Below are 17,273 nucleotides of genomic sequence, written 5' to 3'. Positions count from 1 at the left end.
CTCAGCCGGTCGCCGGGCGGGCGGCGCGGAGGGCGTCGGCCACCTCGTCGGGGTCGGCGGCGAGGTCATGCCGGGTGAACAGGTGCAGCGACTCGCCGGTGTCGATCTCCAACACCGGCCCGCCCACCCCGCGCCCGGCCCGGCGGTCCACCTCGATGGTCTCGATCGTCGACCAGGGCAGGTGCCGTCGCCCGGTCCACCACCCGGTCGGCACGGTGACGCCGTCGGCGTCCACAGCGAGGTGGACCGGTGCGACCAGGTCGCGTACGCCCCAGGCGGCGAGGGCCGCGCCGGTCAGCACGCCGAGGGCCGGCCGGAGCAGGTCACCGTCGGCGAGCAGCAGTCCCAGGGCGAACAGGCCGACCGCGCCGACCAGTTTGAGGATCGGCAGGGCGGGGCGTACCCGCCACTCCCGGGCGACCGTCTCGAACGTCACCCGACCAGCATGCCAGCGCGGCAGGTGACCGGCATGCCGGTGCCCACGGGCGGCGACGTCGCCGCGACGGCGGCGTAGGATCGGGAGCAGCCCAGGTTACCGGGGAGTAGACATGAGTGACGCGGTTATCGTCGGCGCGGTGCGTACCCCGGTCGGGCGGCGCAAGGGCAGCCTGGCCACGGTCCACCCGGTGGACCTGTCGGCGCACGTGCTGCGTGCCCTCGCCGAACGCACCGGCATCGATCCGACGCTCGTCGACGACGTGGTCTGGGGCTGTGTCTCCCAGGTCGGCGAGCAGTCGTGGAACGTCGCCCGCAACGCCGTGCTCGCCGCCGGCTGGCCCGAGTCGGTGCCCGGCGCCACGGTGGACCGGCAGTGCGGCTCCAGCCAGCAGGCCCTGCACTTCGCCGCCGCCACCGTGCTCTCCGGGCAGGCCGACCTGGTGGTGGCCGGTGGTGTCGAGTCGATGACCCGGGTGCCGATGGGCTCCAGCGCGGCGGGTGGGCTGCCGTTCAGCGGGCAGATCCTGGCCCGCTACCGGGGCGTCGAGGGGATCGCCGAGGACTCGCCGCTGCCGTTCAACCAGGGCGTCGGCGCGGAGCTGATCGCCCGGCGCTGGCGGCTGTCGAGGGCCCAGCTCGACGAGTTCGCGCTGGCCAGCCACGAGAAGGCCGCCGCCGCCCAGGACGCCGGGGCGTTCGAGGCCGAGCTGGCCCCGGTGCCGCTGGCCGACGGCGGGAAGTTCACCGCCGACGAGGGCATCCGCCGGGACACCTCGCTGGAGAAGCTCGGCGAGCTGGCCACCCCGTTCCACCCGGAGGGCGTGGTCACCGCCGGCTCGGCCTCCCAGATCTCCGACGGCGCGGCGGCGCTCGCGGTCACCACCAGCGCGTGGGCCAGCCGGCACGGCCTGCGTCCGCTGGCCCGGGTGCACATCGCCGTGGTCGCCGCCGCCGACCCGGTCACCATGCTCACCGCGCCGATCCCGGCCACCGCGAAGGCGCTGCGCCGCGCCGGGCTGGGCATCGAGGAGATCGGCGTGTACGAGGTGAACGAGGCGTTCGCCCCGGTGCCGCTGGCCTGGCTGGCGGAGACCGAGGCGGACCCGGAGCGACTCAACCCCCGGGGCGGTGCCATCGCACTCGGGCATCCGCTCGGCGGGTCCGGTGCCCGGATCATGACGACGATGCTCGCCCACATGCGCGACAACGGGGTGCGCTACGGCCTGCAGACCATGTGCGAGGGCGGCGGGATGGCCAACGCGACCATCGTCGAACTCCTCTGATCCGTCCGGTGAACCCGTCGCGGGTCGAGTCGGGCGCGGACTAGCGTGCCTTTCGAGAGGGGCTCGACCACCCGCGACACGTAACGTGGAATTTGCAAAAAGCATGTTCGTGAGCCACGTCACCCAGCGAACATCGTCGTTGGGCACGTCATGGACGTCTTCTCCCGAACGTTCCTCCCGGCCGCCTCCGAGGCTGGCCTGGCGGTGCAGACCGCCACGCGACACATGCCGGTGTTCCGTCGCTGTGTGGGTTCCGGCGACGCCACCATCCTGGTCTCCCGGTGCGGCCGACCCGATCGGCCGATGTCCGGGGAGTACCTGCTCCTACTCACCCACCGGCGGCTCGTGGTGACCCGCCAGACGCCGGTGCTGCACCGGCTGCGGCTGCACCTCAACGCCGAACTGCGCGAGCTGAGCCACGTCACCTGGAGCCCCGACCCCCGGCTGCACTCGGTGGAGTTGGCGGCCACCGCGATCGACGGGATCCGCGAACGGTTCCTGATCCGCACCCAGTTCCCAAAGCAGGTGTGGCAGCTCGACGCGTTGCTCAACCACGCCTTCCGCACTCGGGTACGTAGCGCGCTGCCCCGGGTCGTGGCCACCGTCGCCGAGGCGCCCACCGCCACCCGACCGGCCACCTTGCACCCGGCCGTGGCCCGCTGACCGCACCTTCTTACCCAACCCGAACATCGCCGGGGGCCCCGATGGCCCGCCGATCGGCAGTCATGGCCCGGTGACCGTCGAGAACCCGCGACGCGGTCCGGTCCTGGTGGTGGAGGACGAGCCGAGCATCGCCGACCTGGTCCGGCTCTATCTCAGCCGGGACGGCTTCGGCGTACACGTCGAGCGGGACGGCAATGCCGGTCTGGCCGCGGCCCGCCGGCTACGGCCGGTGGCCTGCGTACTGGACATCGCACTGCCGGGGTTGACCGGCACCGAGGTCTGCCGGCGCCTGCGGACAGCCGGCGACTGGACACCGGTCATCTTCCTCACCGCACACGACGACGAGGTGGACCGGGTCGTCGGTCTGGAACTGGGGGCCGACGACTACGTGACCAAGCCGTTCAGCCCGCGGGAACTCATCGCCCGGGTACGCGCCGTGCTGCGCCGCGTCGACGGCCCGCCGGACGCGGCCGGCCGGTGGTGCTCGGCCGGGTAGCCCTCGACCCCGGCCGTCGGTCGGTCACCGTCGACGGTGACCCGGTGCAGCTCACCTCCACCGAGTTCGACCTGCTGGCCCGGCTGATGGCCCGGCCCGGACGGGTGTTCACCCGGGAGGAGCTACTGGCCGGAGTGTGGGGGTACGCCGCACACGCCGGCACCCGTACGGTCGACGTGCACATGGCGCAGGTACGGGCCAAACTGGGCGCGGCGAGTGTGATCCGCACCCATCGTGGCGTCGGGTACGCCGCCGATGGCTGACCGCCCCGGCCGTACGTCCGGGCCTGCCCGCCCAGGTGGTCGACCGGGTCGCCGCCGGACGGGATGTCTCCGGTCGTCGGCTGGTCGCCGGGAAACGGTCTCTGGTCGAGGGGCGGGCGTTGCCCGGTGGCGACGGTGTGGTGCTGGCCCGTCCGGCGGGCGTCGGGATCTGGCGTCAGGTGGCGCGCGGTCGCTGGCTGCCGCTGTCGGCGGGGCTGATCGCCGGGGCGGTCGCCGGCTGGTTGCTCGCCCGCCGGTTGGCCCGGCCGATCCGGCGTGCCGCCGACGCGGCGGCCCGGCTGGGCGCAGGTGACCGGTCCGTCCGGGTACCGGTCGAGTCGCCGGCCGAGCCGGTGCCGGTGGACATGGTCCGGCTCGCCACCGACGCCGCCCGTACCTGGGCCGACCGCTGCGCCCGGGTCGGCGTCCCGTTCCGGATCGAGACGCCGGAGTCGCCCGTACCCGCGTACACCGATCCGGAACGGATCCGGCAGGTGATCGACGGTCTGCTGGAGAACGCCCTCCGGGTGGTGCCGCCGGGGCGCCGGTGGTGCTCGCGGTCCGGCCCGGTGGGCCGGTCCCGGCGGCCGGGGGTGTCGTCGAGGTCCGGGACGGCGGACCCGGACTGACCGACGACGACCTGGCGGTGGCCTTCGAGCGTGGCGCGCTGTACCAGCGTTACCGGGGGGTGCGCAAGGTCGGCAGCGGGCTGGGACTGGCGCTGGCCGCCGCCCTGGTCCGCCGGTCGGGCGGCGAGATCACCGCCGGGCACGCCCCGGTGGGCGGGACCGCCTGCACGGTGAGGCGGTGGTGCAGACCAGAGACGGGGGTACGCGGACCGTGGCGGTGCAGCGCGGTGTGGTGACCGCCGTCGACGGCGGCGGCGGGATGACCGTGAAGTCGGCCGACGGGTTCACCCTGAACTGGACCTTCGGCGATGGTCTGCGGGTGGTGGAACGCGGCAGGACGATCCCGTCCTCGGACGTCGAGGTCGGCACCGAACTCGGGGTGGCCGGTGCCAAGGCCGGCGACAGTACGACCGCCCGACTGATCGTCGTGCCGGTACGCAAGTGAGCGGGAGCGGCCCTCCGCCCTGACGGCCGCTCCACCGTTACACCGGGCGGGACCGCGCGCGTCCCGTTCAGCGATCCGTCGGCAGGGCGTAGCCCACGTAGTCACGGAATGCGAACCGCCAGCCGGGCGGCACGAGATCCGCACAGAGCTTGCGGCTGCCGGTGCAGACGATCGCGTCCATCGCCGCGGGGTCGGCCGCCGGACGATGGTCCAGGACCGACTGGAGCGCCAGCAGCTCCGGCGGCCCTCCATCGGCGTCGTGCAGCACCAGCCACCAGGGATACTCCCAGTCGTTGTTGCGTTGGGACAGGCCGATCCGGCGTGCCTCGGCGGCCCGCACCGCGTCGGCCGCCCAGCGGTACTCCTCCGCCCACTGGGGACGTCGCATGAAGCGGCTCTCCCAGTCGGAGGTGGTGAAGACCGAGCCCTCCCCGACCAGCCGACGCGGGAAGCCGTACGACACCGCGAGCACACCGGCCAGCGCGCAGGTGGCCAGCACCGTCACCGCGAGCGTCGCGGCGATCGGCCGCCGTGCACTCCGCCCGTCACCGGTGCGGCGCGACCGGCGCAGGACGGCGTCGAGCCAGAGCCCGGCCAGGGGCACCGAGGCGGCCAGGGCGTAGAGGATCAGGCGGTTGCCCCAGGGCTGCCATTTGATCATCGCGGTGTGCAGCACCACCGCGACCACCACCACCGACGCGTACGCGCGCAGCGCGCCGGCCGCCTCCGGGCTGATCCGGGCCGGACGGCGCAGCGCCGCCACGGCACCGATCAGCACCAGCGCGCCGGCCAACGGGAAGGCCACCCGGTCCTCGGCCGGATACCAGGACGGCACCGGGAAGACCTCCCGCCCGAAGGTGATCGCGCGGTCCTGCGGGTCCACCCCGATCAGGCCGGCCGCGCCGATGATCGCCGCAGCGGAGGCGTCCCGGAGCGGGGCCAGCGGGGTGTCCAACGCGGTGTGTCCGATGCGGAGCGCGTTCACCACCACCGACAGTGGGTCGTGCCGCTCCATCGGCACCGACTCGCGCAGCCGCTCCGGCCCGAGCGGGTGGCCGAACTCGGCGTACACGCGGCCCAGGAAGGGACCGACCACGGTGGCGGCGACCAGCAGGATCAGCACCGAGGCGCCGACCGTCCGGACGGTCGGGGCGACCGGGAGCCGACGGCCCACGCCCGGCCGGTCCGCGTACGCCAGGCGGAGCTGGCCCAGCCCCCAGAGCACCAGCAGCGGGCCGACCGCGAGCAGGCCGCTGGTCTTGGTCACGGCGGTCAGCCCGGTGGCTGCCCCGAGCGCGAGCAGCTCGCCGAAGCCGGCGCGGCGACGCAGCCCGTCCAGTGCGACCGTGGCCGCGCACACCACCCAGGCGGCGCAGACCAGGTCGGTCTGGGTGCTGGTCGCCTGTAGCGTCACCATCGGGGTGGTGGCCAGCACGAACACGGTGAGCAACTGCGCTCGCCGGCTGCCGCCGAGCTGGGCGGTCACCCGGGCGACCGCGAGCAGGCAGAGGACCCCGGCGGCCCACTGCACCAGGTGGTACAGCGCGTCGCCGCCGGTGAACAGGCGCAGGTGCAGCAGCAGGTACTCGGCGCCCGGCGGGATGGTGACCTGCCGGTGGATCGCGGTCGCCCAGAACGACAGGTCGCCCTGGGCCACCCAACGCTCCACCTTGGGCAGGTGGTAGGTCTGCGAGTCGAAGTTGTTCGGCGCGGCGAGCAGGGCGACCAGCAGCTCGACCAAGAGCAGCCCGGCGACCGTACCGGCCAGCCACCGCTCGCCCCGGCTCGCCGTACGCCAGAAACCGGTGACGGACGCGCGCCAGCCCGCCTCCGCCGGTGGGGCGTCCGTGCCGGACGCCGTCGCCGGGTCGTCCGCAGTGACCGCCCGCCGCCGCGCGGCGGCGACCCCGGCACCCGCCAGGAAGAGAAGCCAGGCCACCGCGAACGCGGGCACGGTCAACAGCTCCAGTGCGCCCAGGACCTCGACGGTCAGCACCGCGAAGGCACCGACGGTGAGACTCGCTCGGATCACGGCCAGTCGTCGTGGTGCGGTGTGCCGCACGGGCCGTGGCCGCAGCACCACCGTCAACAGGAGGACAGCGGCGACGGGAGCGAGGACGAACGGGACGCCGGCGGCCGACATGGCCGGAAGTAAACACCATCGGCCTGAGTGCCCGACGGTCGATTTCCTGAGGCGGTCGCCACCACAGGATCGACCTGTCGGCGCTACGCTATGGCCGACACACTGCCGCCCTCGTGGAGATTCCCGTGAAGCTGTCGATCCTCATGCCGGTCTACAACGAGGAAGAACGCATCGCGGATGCCCTCAAGCAGGCGCTGGCGGTCGAGTACCCGTGCGAGATCGAACTCGTGGTGGTCGATGACGGCAGCCGGGACGGCACCGGGGAGATCCTGGGCCGGGCCGACGACGCGCGCCTGCGCGTGATCACGCATCAGCGCAACGCCGGCAAGGGTGCGGCCATCCGGACGGCGGTCGCCAAGGCCGAGGGTGAGTACATGGTCATCCTCGACGCGGACCTGGAGTACGACCCGCAGGACATCCCCACGCTGCTCGCCCCGGTGCTCGACGGCCGGGCGACCGTGGTCTACGGCAATCGGACCTTCGGCAGCCACAGCGCCTACAGCTTCTGGTACGTGATGGGGAACAAGGGCGTCACCATGGCGGCGAACGTGCTGTTCAACTCCTACATCGGCGACCTGGAGACCTGCTTCAAGCTGATGCCGGTGGCGCTCTACCGCTCGCTGGACGTGCGGTCCCGGGGCTTCGGCATGGAGGCCGAGGTGACCGGCAAGCTGCTGCGCCGCCGGATCCGGCCCTACGAGGTGCCGATCAGCTACCGGGCCCGGGGCCGCGAGGAGGGCAAGAAGATCACCTGGCGGGACGGTGTCGAGGCGATCTGGATTCTCGGCCGCGAGCGTGCCCGCCGCCGCCCCGGGAACGGCCCCGCCTCCTGACGCGGCATCCGGTCGAGGACGACGACGGGCCGACCGCGACCAGCAGCGGCGCGCCGGGTCCGGCGTACGGCCGCTCGTTGCGCAGCGTCGACAACCGCAGGTACGCCGGGGTGTCCCCGGCGACCGTGGCGCGCAGCAGTCCGGGCACCTCGGCGGGGTGCCCCGGCACGTGCACCGTCCGGCCGGACAGGGTGTCGAACAGCGCGACGTCGTCCGGGCTCAGGTGGGTACGTCCGGCAGCCGTCCGGTCGTACGAGGCGCCCACACTGACCAGCACCGCGTGCGCCGCCTGGTGGTCGAGGTCGAGCTTGATCTGCTCGGCGGCCTCGGCGACGCGGGCGGTGGTGGCGAGAGTGGTCATGCCGATACCCTGAAACCTCAAGTTAGGTTCAATTCAAGGCGGTGTGATGCAGGAAGCCCTCACCATCGGTCAGCTCGCTGCCCGCAGTGGAGTGGCGCAGTCAGCCCTGCGCTACTACGAGCGGCTGGGGCTGATCCGGGCCGACCGCACCGGCGGCAACCAGCGCCGGTACCACCGTGGCGAACTGCGCCGGGTGGCGTTCATCCGGATCTCGCAGCAGGTCGGCATCTCGCTGGACGAGATCCGGGCCGCGCTCGACTCGCTGCCCGCCTCCCGTACGCCGACCGCCGAGGACTGGACCCGGCTCTCCGCCGTGTGGCGGGACCGGCTGGACGAGAAGATCACGCTGCTCGCCAAGCTCCGCGACGATCTCGACGGGTGCGTCGGCTGTGGGTGCCTGTCGCTCCAGCGCTGCGCGCTCAACAACCTCGACGACCGGCTCGGCGCGGAGGGCCCCGGCCCACGACTGGCGCTGCCAGGTCGAGGCTGCTCCCGCTAGCCGACGGTGAGCAGCACCTTGCCGAGGTGCTCGTTCGACTCCACCAGCCGGTGCGCCTGCGCCACCTCCGTGATCGGCAGCCGCCGGTCCACGACCGGGTGTACCCGGTCCGCCTCCACCAGCGGCCAGACCTCGTCGCGTACCCCCCGAACGATGGCGGCCTTCTGATCGAGCGGGCGGGACCGCAGCGCGGTGGCCGCCACCGTGCCACGCTTGACCAGCAGCGCGGCCAGGTCCAGCTCGGCCTTGCGGCCCCCCTGCATCCCGATCACCACCAGCCGCCCGTCCGGGGCCAGCGCGGCCACGTTCCGGCCGAGGTAGGACGCGCCCATGATGTCGAGCACGACGTCCGCGCCCCGCCCGTCGGTGATCCGCCGGACCTCCTCGACGAAATCCTGCTCCCGGTAGTCGACCAGGTGGACCGCGCCCAGCTCACGCAACCGGGGATGCTTGGCCGCCCGGGCGGTCGCCACCACCGTGGCCCCGAGCGCGGTGCCGAGCTGGATCGCGAACGTGCCGATGCCGCTGCCGCCACCGTGCACCAGCAGCGTCTCGCCCGCCGACAGCCGGGCCACCTGCACCACGTTCGACCAGACCGTGCACGCCACCTCGGGCAGCGCGGCGGCGTCGACCAGGTCCACCCCCGCCGGCACCGGCAGCAGCTGCCCCGCCGGCACGGCCACCCGCTCCGCGTACCCGCCGCCGGCCAGCAACGCGCAGACCTCGTCACCGACCCGCCACCCGGAGACGTCCGCACCGGTGGCGCTCACCACACCCGAGCATTCCAATCCCGGGTACGCGGGCGCGCCCGGCGGCGGCGGATAGTGCCCCTGCCGTTGCAGCAGATCGGCCCGGTTCACCGCACTGGCCCGCACGTCGATGATCACCTCATCCGGCCCCGGCTCAGGATCGGGCACCTCGTCCCAGCTCAGCACCTCTGGCCCACCGGGCTCGGCAATGACGATCGCACGCATGGCCCAGTCTTACCCGATCCGCCCGCCCGTCCACGCCCCGGACCCGGAATCCGCGCCGGTCGGACACTGTGGAGCCCTGTCGACACCCGCCGCGACGACCGCGCAACTCGGGTGGCTCACCCCTTCGCCGATCCGCCGGACGTGGCAGACTATGCACGGCCGCGCGGCGCGTGGCCCCGGGAGGGTTCGCCTAGTGGCCGATGGCGCTGGTCTTGAAAACCGGTAAGGCAGCGATGTCTTCGTGGGTTCGAATCCCACACCCTCCGCTCACCGGGACAGCAAAAAATCCCCCTGACCAGCGCGAACGCCGGTCAGGGGGCGCGTCTATCGAGGGTGAATCAGTCTCACTGGTCGTGTCGTCTACGTGTCGGCGTCACCCGGCGCTATCTCGGCCTGGTCGTCGGTGCCCAACGCTCCCTCGATCCGCTTGCGGGCGGCCTCGTCCTGGCCGTCGATGCACGAGGCGTAGACCTTCAACAGCACATGCACGCTGTGCCCGGCCCATTGGGACAACCTGGGTAGCCGGCACTCCGGTGTTGAGCCAGAGCGACACGGGGCCGACGAAGCGGCGAAACCGTCGTGACGTGTCGGTGCCTCAGCGCTCCGGTGGGCGTACCCGCTGACTTTCGCGGATCTTCTGGGTGGCGAGTCGGTCCAGGGCCCGGCGGCGTTCGTCGGGTCGGGGCTGCTCGTCGCGCTCACGTACGGCGTCAACGGCCGCGGTGACGAAGTCGCGCCAGATGCCGGCCACGGATCTCCCTCGCTCGATGGGTGCCAGGCTGACAACCCGCGTGAGCGGCCTTCGGTTACGGCGGACACCTCGCGTTTTCCCGGTTGGCACCGCGCGACAGGGTATGAAGGGGGACGCAGAACACCACTTCCACCGGAAGGACCTGTGTCGATGACCCTGGAACGACCCATCGCCCCGGACCCGTACGAGCTGCTGCCGACCGTTGCCTCGTTCACGCTGACCAGCGACGACGTGCGCAACGGTGAGCCGATGGACGCGGCGCACGCCCATGACAGCACCGGTGGGGGCAACGTGTCGCCGCACCTGGCCTGGTCGGGTTTCCCGGCGGAGACCAAGGGCTTCGCGGTGACCTGTCTCGACCCGGACGCACCGACCGGCAGCGGGTTCTGGCACTGGGTGCTGGTCGGTCTCCCGGCCGACGTGACCGAGCTGCCGCGTGGTGTCGCCGAGGGCGACCTCCGGGGGGCGTTCAGCGTCCGGAACGACTACGGCGCGCAGGGGTTCGGCGGTGCCGCGCCGCCGGCCGGTGACCGCCCGCACCGGTACGTCTTCGCGGTGCACGCCCTCGACGTGGAGAACCTGGACCTGACGCCGGACGCCTCACCTGCCTACGTCGGCTTCAACCTGACCTTCCACACCCTCGCCCGAGCCACCATCCGCCCCACCTACCAGATCACCGGCTGACCGTCCGGCGAGCCGCGTTGATCAAGAGGTTTTCGCCACCGATCCCGACTGGGCATGGCACAAACTTCTTGATCAACGCGGCGAACCCGGGGGGTCAGGAGGGGGTTCGGGCTACGGCGAAGACGGACTGGCCGAAGGGTGGGCGGGCGATCTGTTCGGCGGCCTTGGTGGCGGGGAGGACGAGGGTGTCGTAGACCTTCACCATCGGGCCCTCCTTCGGCATCAGGCGGAAGACCTTGGTGGCCATGAAGTAGCCGATCAGGCCCAGCGCGTTCGCGTAGTGGATCTTCTCGACCCGCAGGCCGGCCTCGGTCATCGCGGCGGAGAGGGTCTTCTTCGTGTAGCGGCGTACGTGGCCGGTGGCGATGTCGGCCGGGCTCATCGCGAACTGGAACGCCGGGACGATGATGACCACTGCTCCGCCCGGGCGGACCAGCTGGCCCATGGTGCGCAGCGCCTCGACGTGGTCCTCAATGTGCTCCAGCACGTTGTACGACACCGCCGCGCTGTAGTCGCTCCGCTCCGTGTTGGGCAGCAGCATCTGGCGTACCTCGATGGACGGCTGGTCGGCCAGGCGCTCCTTGAGCGCGACCAGCCGGTCCGGGTCGGCCTCGGTGGCGGTGAACCGGGGGAAATGCTCGGCCCACTCCAGTGCGTAGTCGCCGAGGCCGCTACCGATCTCGATCGGGTTGTCGCCCAGGTAGGGAACGGCCAGCTCGACGAACCAGCGTCGGTGGTTGACCGCGGTGGCGAGGCCCTCCAGAACCTCGGACTGCACACGCTGATCCCCAGTGATTTCTGCCATGCGTCGATTCCTCACGATATGACTCGACCCCGCGCCAGGACCGACTGAGTGAACCATCCGCCTGGAGGGCGGGAATATCGGGGCCCGCGGTGGCCGAATTACGGTCGGGTAGCTGCACGATCGGTGGTGGTCAGCGAACTCGGAAGATGTTACGCCAGTGGCCCGAAGGCCGCACGATGGCCCGATACGCCGACTACGCTCCGAATTACCATGACTACTCCTGAATCGGGCCGCCCCGCCGAGGAGTCCGGGGTGGCAGGGGTGCCGGGCGAGTCGCCGGATGGCGGGCGTCGGCCCAGTTCAGAGCGGTGGAAGGACGTCGCCGCCGTGGTGGGCTTCGTGGTGCTCGGCCTCTGGGTCACCGCTCGAATGTGGCTCAACCCGGCCGACGGGATCCGCGACAATCAGACCGATATGGCCCAATTTCAGTGGATGATGGCTCACGGTGCGCGGGTGGTTACGGAATTCGCGTACCCGTTCTCCTCGGATCGGATGAACGTGCCGGAATCCGTCAATTTGGTGGCAAACACCTCGGTCTTATCCGTTTCATTGCCGATGACACCGGTGACGTTGCTGTTCGGCACCCGTACGTCGTTCCTGCTCTTCCTCACGCTCGGGATGATCGCCACGGCCGCCGCCTGGTACTTCGTGCTCTCCCGGGTCCTCGTCGGCTCGCGCGGCCCGGCCTGGCTGGGTGCCGCCTTCTGCGCGTACGCCCCGGCGATGGTCTCGCACGCCAACGCGCATCCGAACATCGTGTCCCAGTTCGTGGTGCCCCTGATCGTCTGGCGTACCGTGCGGCTCGCCGAGCCCGGCCGCTGGGTGCGCAACGGCGCCCTGCTCGCCCTGGTGATCGTCTGGCAGGCGTTCCTGAACCTGGAGATCCTGCTGATGACCGCGATCGGTCTCGGCGTGGTCGTCGTGGTGCTGGCCGTCGCCCGGCCCGAGCTGCGCCGGCGGGCGCGTCCCTTCCTCGCCGGGCTCGGCGTCGCCGCCGTGATCGCGGTCGTGCTGCTGGCGTACCCGCTCTACGTGCAGTTCTTCGGGCCCGGCGCGTACAACGGCCTGTCCCGCCTGATCCGGGGCTACTCTACCGACCTGGCCTCGTTCTTCACCTACGCCCGGGAGTCGGTGGGCGGCGACCCGCTCAGCGCGGCCCGGCTGGTCAAGAACCCCACCGAGGAGAACGCCTTCTTCGGCTGGCCGCTGGTGATCCTGGTGGCGGCGGTGGTGTGGTGGCTGCGGCGCAACCCGGTGGTGATCGCGTTGGCCGGGCTGGGGCTGATCTTCGCGGTGCTCTCCCTCGGGCGGGAGATCCGCTTCGACGGACGGGGCACCGGGATCCCCGGGCCCTGGGCGGCGCTGGAGGACCTGCCGGTGCTGCACTCGGTGGTGCCGACCCGCTGGTCGCTGGCGATCACGCCGATCGTCGGCCTGTTGCTCGCCTACGGCGCCGAACGGGTTCGGCAGGTCGCTGCCCGGCACCCGGACCGGCGTACGCAGATCCGGTTCGGCACGGTGACCGTGCTGGCGATGGCTCTGGTGCCGGTGCTGCCCACCCCACTGCCGACCAAGCGTCTCGAACCGACCCCGGAGTTCGTCACCTCCGGCGCCTGGCGTCCCTACCTGGCCGGCGGGCGCAGCCTGGTGACCCTGCCGCTGCCCGACACCGAGTACGCCGAGCCGCTGCGCTGGTCGGCGCAGACCCGGTTGCAGATGCCGATCGCCCGTGGCTACTTCCTCGGGCCGGACACCCGGCCGGGCCGGGACCGGGTCGCCCTGTTCACCGCGCCACCGCGCCCCACCAGCACCTTCTTCGGCAGGATCCGGCGGACCGGTGAGGTGCCGCCGATCACCGATCAGGACCGGCGGGAGGCGGTGGCGGACCTGCGGTACTGGCGGGCCGGCGTGGTGGTCCTCGGCCCGCACGGGCAGGCCGAGGCGCTGCGTACCGGGATGACCGAACTGACCGGCGTCGAGCCCACGTACACCGGTGGGGTGTGGCTGTGGGATATCCGGCCGCTGCTCGGTGACTGACGCTCAGGAGCGGATGCAGCAGCCCTGGCAGACCTTCGGCGTAGGCAGGGTGAACGCCAGGCAGCAGGTGCGGCGCTGCACGGTCGGCTCGCCGTTGCGGCCCGGCACCAGCTCCACCAGGTCGGCCAGGTCGAGCGCGCCGAGCAGGGTGTCGACCGCCTCGACCGCCGAGCCGGGCAGGCTGTCGGCGGCCCGCAGCACCCCGTGCGCGATGCCGGAGGCCACCGAGCCGAGCAGGGTACGCGTACCGATCCGGACCTCACCCTGGATCGCGGTGATCACCGGCGACAGGTGCGCGTCCAGCAGCGTGCCGCGCAGCGCGGTCAGCAGGGACTGCTCGTCGGCCAGCACCCGGACCTGGGGCAGCCCGGCCACCGCCAGCGGGTCGTTGGGCAGGACCGCGATCGGGGTGGACCGGCGCAGTCCCAGCGTGATCAGGGTGCGCGGGTCGGCGAAGTGCACGAGGGCGGCGTCGGCGTCGAGCAGCGGCACCCGTCGGGCGACGGCCCAGCCGAGCACCACCGGCAGCGCCGCCCAGTAGCTGTACGCCTTCCAGGCGACCGCGGCGGAGGCATGCGGCGTGCCGCCCCAGAGGCGGACGGCCGAGTCGAGCAGCTCCGGTACCTGAGCGCCGCTGGTCAGCGTGGTCGCCGGGGCCCAGCCCGCCTCGTCCGGCACGATCAGCCCGGCGGCCAGGCCGGGCAGCGCGTCGGTGCCGAACATGGCCCGCAAGGCTGCGGTGACCGGATCCAGCGGTGCGGCGGAGGCAGCGTGGACGGGCAGCACGGCTGTCACCTGTTCCACCCCCGTCCGAGATCCCACTGGCATGACTAAGGCTAGCCTAACCACACCCCTGGCACCGGGAAACGTGGAGAAAGAGGAAAAGCGAGAGGCTCGATTCACTCGACGGTGGTTGGTCACGCAGCGTGCCGCACCGGAGACTCGGCGGAGTATCGGTAGAAAACACTCACCGGTCAAGAGTCCTGTCGAGAAGGTGCCAGTTGTGTGCGTGATCGGCAACGCAACGTGAAACTTGATGCACCCGGCCACGAGGAAGCTGATGACGACCTCACCGCTCGATCGGGCTGCCGACTCGTTCGCCGCCGAACTCGCACGGCACCGGACGGAGCGGGGGCTGTCCAAGAAGCAACTCGCCACCATGATGGGCTTCGACCCGTCGTACGTCAGCCACGTGGAAGGGCGGCGGCACCGGCCCACCGAGGACTTCGCCCGTCGCGCCGAGGCGGTCCTGGAGGCCAGCGGCGCGATCTGGCAGCGTTTCCGGGAGTACGACGACCTGCGTCACGCCCGTGCCGAGCGCGGCCACCGGGAACCCGTCCTCCCCGGCCAGTGGATGCCGCCGGGCACCGGACTGATCGTCGAACGCGAGATGGCGACCCTCACGCACACCGACGACTCCTACCACTGCGTTATCCGCCGGGAGCTGTACAACGCCGGCACCGAACCGGTCACCCGCTACCTGATCCGCATCGCGGTCGACCGTTATCCGAACGATCCGGGCCGGTCGAACCGGCACCACCGGGAACACCCGCTCACCTTCGCCGAACTGCAACTGAGCGCGTACCGCGAGGAGGCTGGCGAGCGGGAGGCCATGCACTGGCGGGCCAAGCACGACCGGGACGCCTTCAAGGAGATCTGGCTGCTCTTCGAGAACGCCGACCGAAGATTCCCGCTCTATCCGGGGCACCGCGCCACCATCGAGTACGCGTACACCGTCGGGCGGGACAAGTGGGGCCCCTGGTTCCAGCGTGCGGTCCGGGTACCGACCCGGCAGCTCGCCGTACGCCTGGATCTGCCGGCGGCGCTGGATCCGCAGGTCTGGGGCGCGGAGACCTCGCTCTCGGCGGAGGAGGGGCCGCTGCGCACGGCGGTGACCCGGCGTGACGCGGACGACCGGGCGATCTTCGACTGGGCGACCGACGAGCCGCCGCTGAACGCCCGCTACCGGATGCAGTGGCGCTTCCGCGCCGAGCCGGATACCGAGCCGGAAGGCGGCCGGGTCCGGCCGTCCGACCGGATGCGCGGGCTCGGCATCGCGCAGCGCGGCACCGACCTGCTCCGGCAGCCGGCCCGGCCGTTCGACCTGCCGCGCGAGGAACAGACCGCCCGCGAGATCGTCGACCGGCTGGTCACCGCGCTGGCCCGGCTGGACGAGATCCACCCGTTCACCAAGGGGGTGGGCATTGCCGCACCACAACTCGACATCGGTCGCGCGGTGGCCGTGGTCCGCCCACCCGACCGCACGGCCGAGCCCGTCGTGCTGCTCAACCCCCGGGTGGTCGAGGCCGCGCCGGACACCGACGAACAGTACGAGGGCTGCCTCTCCTTCTTCGACCATCGCGGGCTGGTGCCCCGAGCGCTGCGGATCGACGTCGAGCACGCGCAGCTCGACGGCGGACGCGTGATCACCTCGTTCGAGTTCGGCATGGCCCGTCTGGTGGCGCACGAGATCGACCACCTGGAGGGCCGGCTCTACGTCGACCGGATGGCGCCCGGCGTGCCGTTGGTGCCGGTCGAGGAGTACCGCGAGTCCGGACACCCCTGGCGCTACTGACCTGTGGCGCCACCCCGCCCGACCGCGTGGGAACGACGGCCGGACGGGCGGGGTGGCGCGGGCGGTGCCGGTCCGCCCGATCAGGGGGGACCGGGGCGCGTGCCCCAGGGGGCAGGGGCACGCGCCCCGGCTCGGGGGGAGTAAAGCTCTACAGGTTGCCGAAGGTGTCGTACCGGGTGTGCTGAGGCGGAACGTCGTCGGCGGCGAGCACCCGCAACGTCGACCGGACCATCGAGGCGGAACCGGATACGTAGCAGTCGTGCGCGGTCCACGGCCCGTAGCGGGCCACCACGTCGGAGATGTCGCCCTGCTCGCCGTCGAAGTCCGGGTCGTCGCTGCACGCCGGGGTCACCGACAGCCACGGATGAGCCGCCACCAGTTCCCGCAACCGGTCGAGTCCGTACAGGTCAGCCTCGGTGCGGGCACCGTAGAAGACATGCACCCAGCGCGCCCGGTTGTAGCCGGCCAACTCCTCCACCAGGGCCTTCACCGGGGCCAGCCCGACACCACCGGCCACACAGAGGATGTCCCGCTCCGATGCGCGGTCCAGCGTCATCGATCCCATCGGCGCAGCCACCCGCAGCAGGTCACCCGGCTTGATCCGGCGTACCAGGGCACCGGAGACCCAGCCGGCGGCCTCCGACGGCGTCCGGACGTGGAACTCCAACACGTTGTCGTCGTTCGGGGCGTTCGCCACCGAGTACGTCCGCCACACCCGGGGATGGTGCCGGGGCACCTCGACGCTGACGTACTGCCCGGCCTTCCAGGGCAGCGGATGTTGCAGCGCGCGGCAGGTGAAGACGGCGGTGTCCGAGCCGTACCGCTGGTGGGTCAACACCTCCGCGTGCCAGAACGGCGGATTGTCGTCCGCCGCCGCCCCGGCCAGCATCTTCTCGGCGATCGCCGCGTACGCGTCCCGCCACGCCTGGTCGTACTCCAGGTTCCAGCCGTCCCCGGCGGTGCTGCGCAACGCGTCCAACAACGCGACACCCATCGTGTCGTAGTGCGTCGCGTCAACGTGGTATTTACGGTGGTCCCGGCCCAGCGCCCGCAGGAACTCGTCGAACCCCTCCGGGTCGTCGACGGTGTGGATCGCCGTGATGATCGCTTCGAGGAGCCGGTCGCCCTGCCCGGACATCTGCACCGGGAACAGCTTGCGCAAGTCCGGGTCGAGGAGGAAGACCCGCGCGTAGAAGTGGTCGGTCAGCCGGACCCGATCCTCCTCGACCAGGGTCCAGCTCTCCTTCAGCAGCCGCGCGAAGTTGTCCACCTGGGGGCGCTCCTTCTTCTGCCGGCGGGATCGGGGACACCGATAGAATGTCCACGGAGCGTGTATGAAGGTCGCACAGAATGTGCGACCCGACGTGAGGGGCGCTCAGTGGCGCCCGGATGCC

General features: G+C 71.8%; 16 protein-coding genes, 1 tRNA gene and 3 pseudogenes. 11 read left to right on the top strand and 9 right to left on the bottom strand.

Annotated features, from left to right (window positions below; translation table 11 throughout):
* Nucleotide 1: 1 nt before the first annotated feature.
* Nucleotides 2–436: a PH domain-containing protein gene (locus ID554_RS13180; RefSeq protein WP_117228312.1), complete on the bottom strand. Its 435-nt coding sequence runs from the start codon at nucleotides 434–436 to the stop codon at nucleotides 2–4.
* Between the two features lie 112 nt (nucleotides 437–548).
* Between ID554_RS13180 and ID554_RS13175 the strand changes: the two genes are divergently transcribed.
* From ID554_RS13175 to ID554_RS13155, 5 genes and pseudogenes are all read left to right on the top strand, one after another.
* A complete protein-coding gene (locus ID554_RS13175) occupies nucleotides 549–1,721 on the top strand; it encodes a thiolase family protein (RefSeq protein ID WP_117228313.1) in 1,173 nt (390 codons plus the stop codon).
* 150 nt (nucleotides 1,722–1,871) lie between these two features.
* Nucleotides 1,872–2,384 carry a hypothetical protein gene (locus ID554_RS13170; RefSeq protein ID WP_117228314.1) on the top strand — a complete coding sequence of 171 codons (513 nt, stop codon included), beginning with the start codon at nucleotides 1,872–1,874 and terminating at the stop codon, nucleotides 2,382–2,384.
* Nucleotides 2,385–2,454: 70 nt separating this feature from the next.
* A pseudogene (locus ID554_RS13165) lies at nucleotides 2,455–3,143 on the top strand (response regulator transcription factor).
* Nucleotides 3,144–3,157: 14 nt separating this feature from the next.
* A pseudogene (locus ID554_RS13160) lies at nucleotides 3,158–4,008 on the top strand (sensor histidine kinase); the annotation flags it as partial.
* Complete coding sequence (locus tag ID554_RS13155) at nucleotides 3,984–4,217, top strand: hypothetical protein (protein WP_117228315.1); 234 nt, start codon at nucleotides 3,984–3,986, stop codon at nucleotides 4,215–4,217. The pseudogene ID554_RS13160 and the gene ID554_RS13155, both read left to right, overlap by 25 nt.
* Nucleotides 4,218–4,284: 67 nt before the next feature.
* Here the strand turns inward: ID554_RS13155 and ID554_RS13150 are convergent, their stop codons facing one another.
* Nucleotides 4,285–6,360, bottom strand: coding sequence for a phospholipid carrier-dependent glycosyltransferase (locus ID554_RS13150; protein ID WP_117228316.1), 2,076 nt, complete (start codon nucleotides 6,358–6,360; stop codon nucleotides 4,285–4,287).
* Between the two features lie 125 nt (nucleotides 6,361–6,485).
* On the opposite strand from ID554_RS13150, the gene ID554_RS13145 reads away from it, so the two are divergent.
* Entirely contained in the window at nucleotides 6,486–7,193 is a 708-nt protein-coding gene (locus ID554_RS13145) for a glycosyltransferase family 2 protein (protein ID WP_117228347.1), read from the top strand.
* A 22-nt stretch (nucleotides 7,194–7,215) separates the two neighbouring features.
* Here ID554_RS13145 and ID554_RS13140 read toward each other — a convergent pair.
* A pseudogene (locus ID554_RS13140) lies at nucleotides 7,216–7,527 on the bottom strand (transketolase); the annotation flags it as partial.
* Between the two features lie 73 nt (nucleotides 7,528–7,600).
* On the opposite strand from ID554_RS13140, the gene soxR reads away from it, so the two are divergent.
* Nucleotides 7,601–8,053 carry a redox-sensitive transcriptional activator SoxR gene (soxR, locus tag ID554_RS13135; RefSeq protein ID WP_117228317.1) on the top strand — a complete coding sequence of 151 codons (453 nt, stop codon included), beginning with the start codon at nucleotides 7,601–7,603 and terminating at the stop codon, nucleotides 8,051–8,053.
* Here soxR and ID554_RS13130 read toward each other — a convergent pair.
* Complete coding sequence (locus ID554_RS13130; protein WP_117228318.1) at nucleotides 8,050–9,027, bottom strand: NAD(P)H-quinone oxidoreductase; 978 nt, start codon at nucleotides 9,025–9,027, stop codon at nucleotides 8,050–8,052. The two genes, soxR and ID554_RS13130, sit on opposite strands and share 4 nt — an antisense overlap.
* A 179-nt stretch (nucleotides 9,028–9,206) precedes the next feature.
* Here ID554_RS13130 and ID554_RS13125 point away from each other — a divergent pair.
* Nucleotides 9,207–9,293, top strand: a tRNA-Ser gene (locus tag ID554_RS13125).
* Nucleotides 9,294–9,387: 94 nt separating this feature from the next.
* Here ID554_RS13125 and ID554_RS13120 read toward each other — a convergent pair.
* Both ID554_RS13120 and ID554_RS13115 read right to left on the bottom strand, forming a co-directional pair.
* The gene (locus ID554_RS13120; protein ID WP_317985222.1) at nucleotides 9,388–9,516 is read right to left on the bottom strand and encodes a hypothetical protein; all 129 of its coding nucleotides are present in this window, start codon (nucleotides 9,514–9,516) and stop codon (nucleotides 9,388–9,390) included.
* Nucleotides 9,517–9,622: 106 nt separating this feature from the next.
* Nucleotides 9,623–9,778 (bottom strand): hypothetical protein, encoded by a 156-nt coding sequence (locus tag ID554_RS13115; RefSeq protein WP_158573733.1) that lies wholly within the window; start codon nucleotides 9,776–9,778, stop codon nucleotides 9,623–9,625.
* A 150-nt stretch (nucleotides 9,779–9,928) separates the two neighbouring features.
* On the opposite strand from ID554_RS13115, the gene ID554_RS13110 reads away from it, so the two are divergent.
* Complete coding sequence (locus ID554_RS13110; RefSeq protein WP_117228348.1) at nucleotides 9,929–10,462, top strand: YbhB/YbcL family Raf kinase inhibitor-like protein; 534 nt, start codon at nucleotides 9,929–9,931, stop codon at nucleotides 10,460–10,462.
* 94 nt (nucleotides 10,463–10,556) lie between these two features.
* Here ID554_RS13110 and ID554_RS13105 read toward each other — a convergent pair whose 3' ends face one another.
* The gene (locus ID554_RS13105) at nucleotides 10,557–11,267 is read right to left on the bottom strand and encodes a class I SAM-dependent methyltransferase (protein WP_117228319.1); all 711 of its coding nucleotides are present in this window, start codon (nucleotides 11,265–11,267) and stop codon (nucleotides 10,557–10,559) included.
* A 210-nt stretch (nucleotides 11,268–11,477) separates the two neighbouring features.
* Between ID554_RS13105 and ID554_RS13100 the strand changes: the two genes are divergently transcribed.
* Entirely contained in the window at nucleotides 11,478–13,304 is a 1,827-nt protein-coding gene (locus tag ID554_RS13100) for a hypothetical protein (protein ID WP_117228320.1), read from the top strand.
* A 3-nt stretch (nucleotides 13,305–13,307) separates the two neighbouring features.
* Here the strand turns inward: ID554_RS13100 and ID554_RS13095 are convergent, their stop codons facing one another.
* Nucleotides 13,308–14,087, bottom strand: coding sequence for a hypothetical protein (locus ID554_RS13095; RefSeq protein WP_117228349.1), 780 nt, complete (start codon nucleotides 14,085–14,087; stop codon nucleotides 13,308–13,310).
* 277 nt (nucleotides 14,088–14,364) lie between these two features.
* Here ID554_RS13095 and ID554_RS13090 point away from each other — a divergent pair, with 277 nt between their 5' ends.
* Nucleotides 14,365–15,879 (top strand): peptide deformylase, encoded by a 1,515-nt coding sequence (locus ID554_RS13090; protein ID WP_117228350.1) that lies wholly within the window; start codon nucleotides 14,365–14,367, stop codon nucleotides 15,877–15,879.
* A gap of 148 nt (nucleotides 15,880–16,027) precedes the next feature.
* On the opposite strand, the gene ID554_RS13085 is transcribed toward ID554_RS13090, so the two are convergent.
* Nucleotides 16,028–17,149: a globin domain-containing protein gene (locus ID554_RS13085; protein WP_117228321.1), complete on the bottom strand. Its 1,122-nt coding sequence runs from the start codon at nucleotides 17,147–17,149 to the stop codon at nucleotides 16,028–16,030.
* Nucleotides 17,150–17,273 lie beyond the last annotated feature (124 nt).

The organism is Micromonospora craniellae (assembly GCF_014764405.1).
In the GTDB taxonomy this organism is placed as follows: Bacteria; Actinomycetota; Actinomycetes; order Mycobacteriales; family Micromonosporaceae; genus Micromonospora; species Micromonospora craniellae.
Note: the sequence above shows the minus strand (reverse complement) of the source record. Positions and strands in the feature narration are given on the sequence as shown.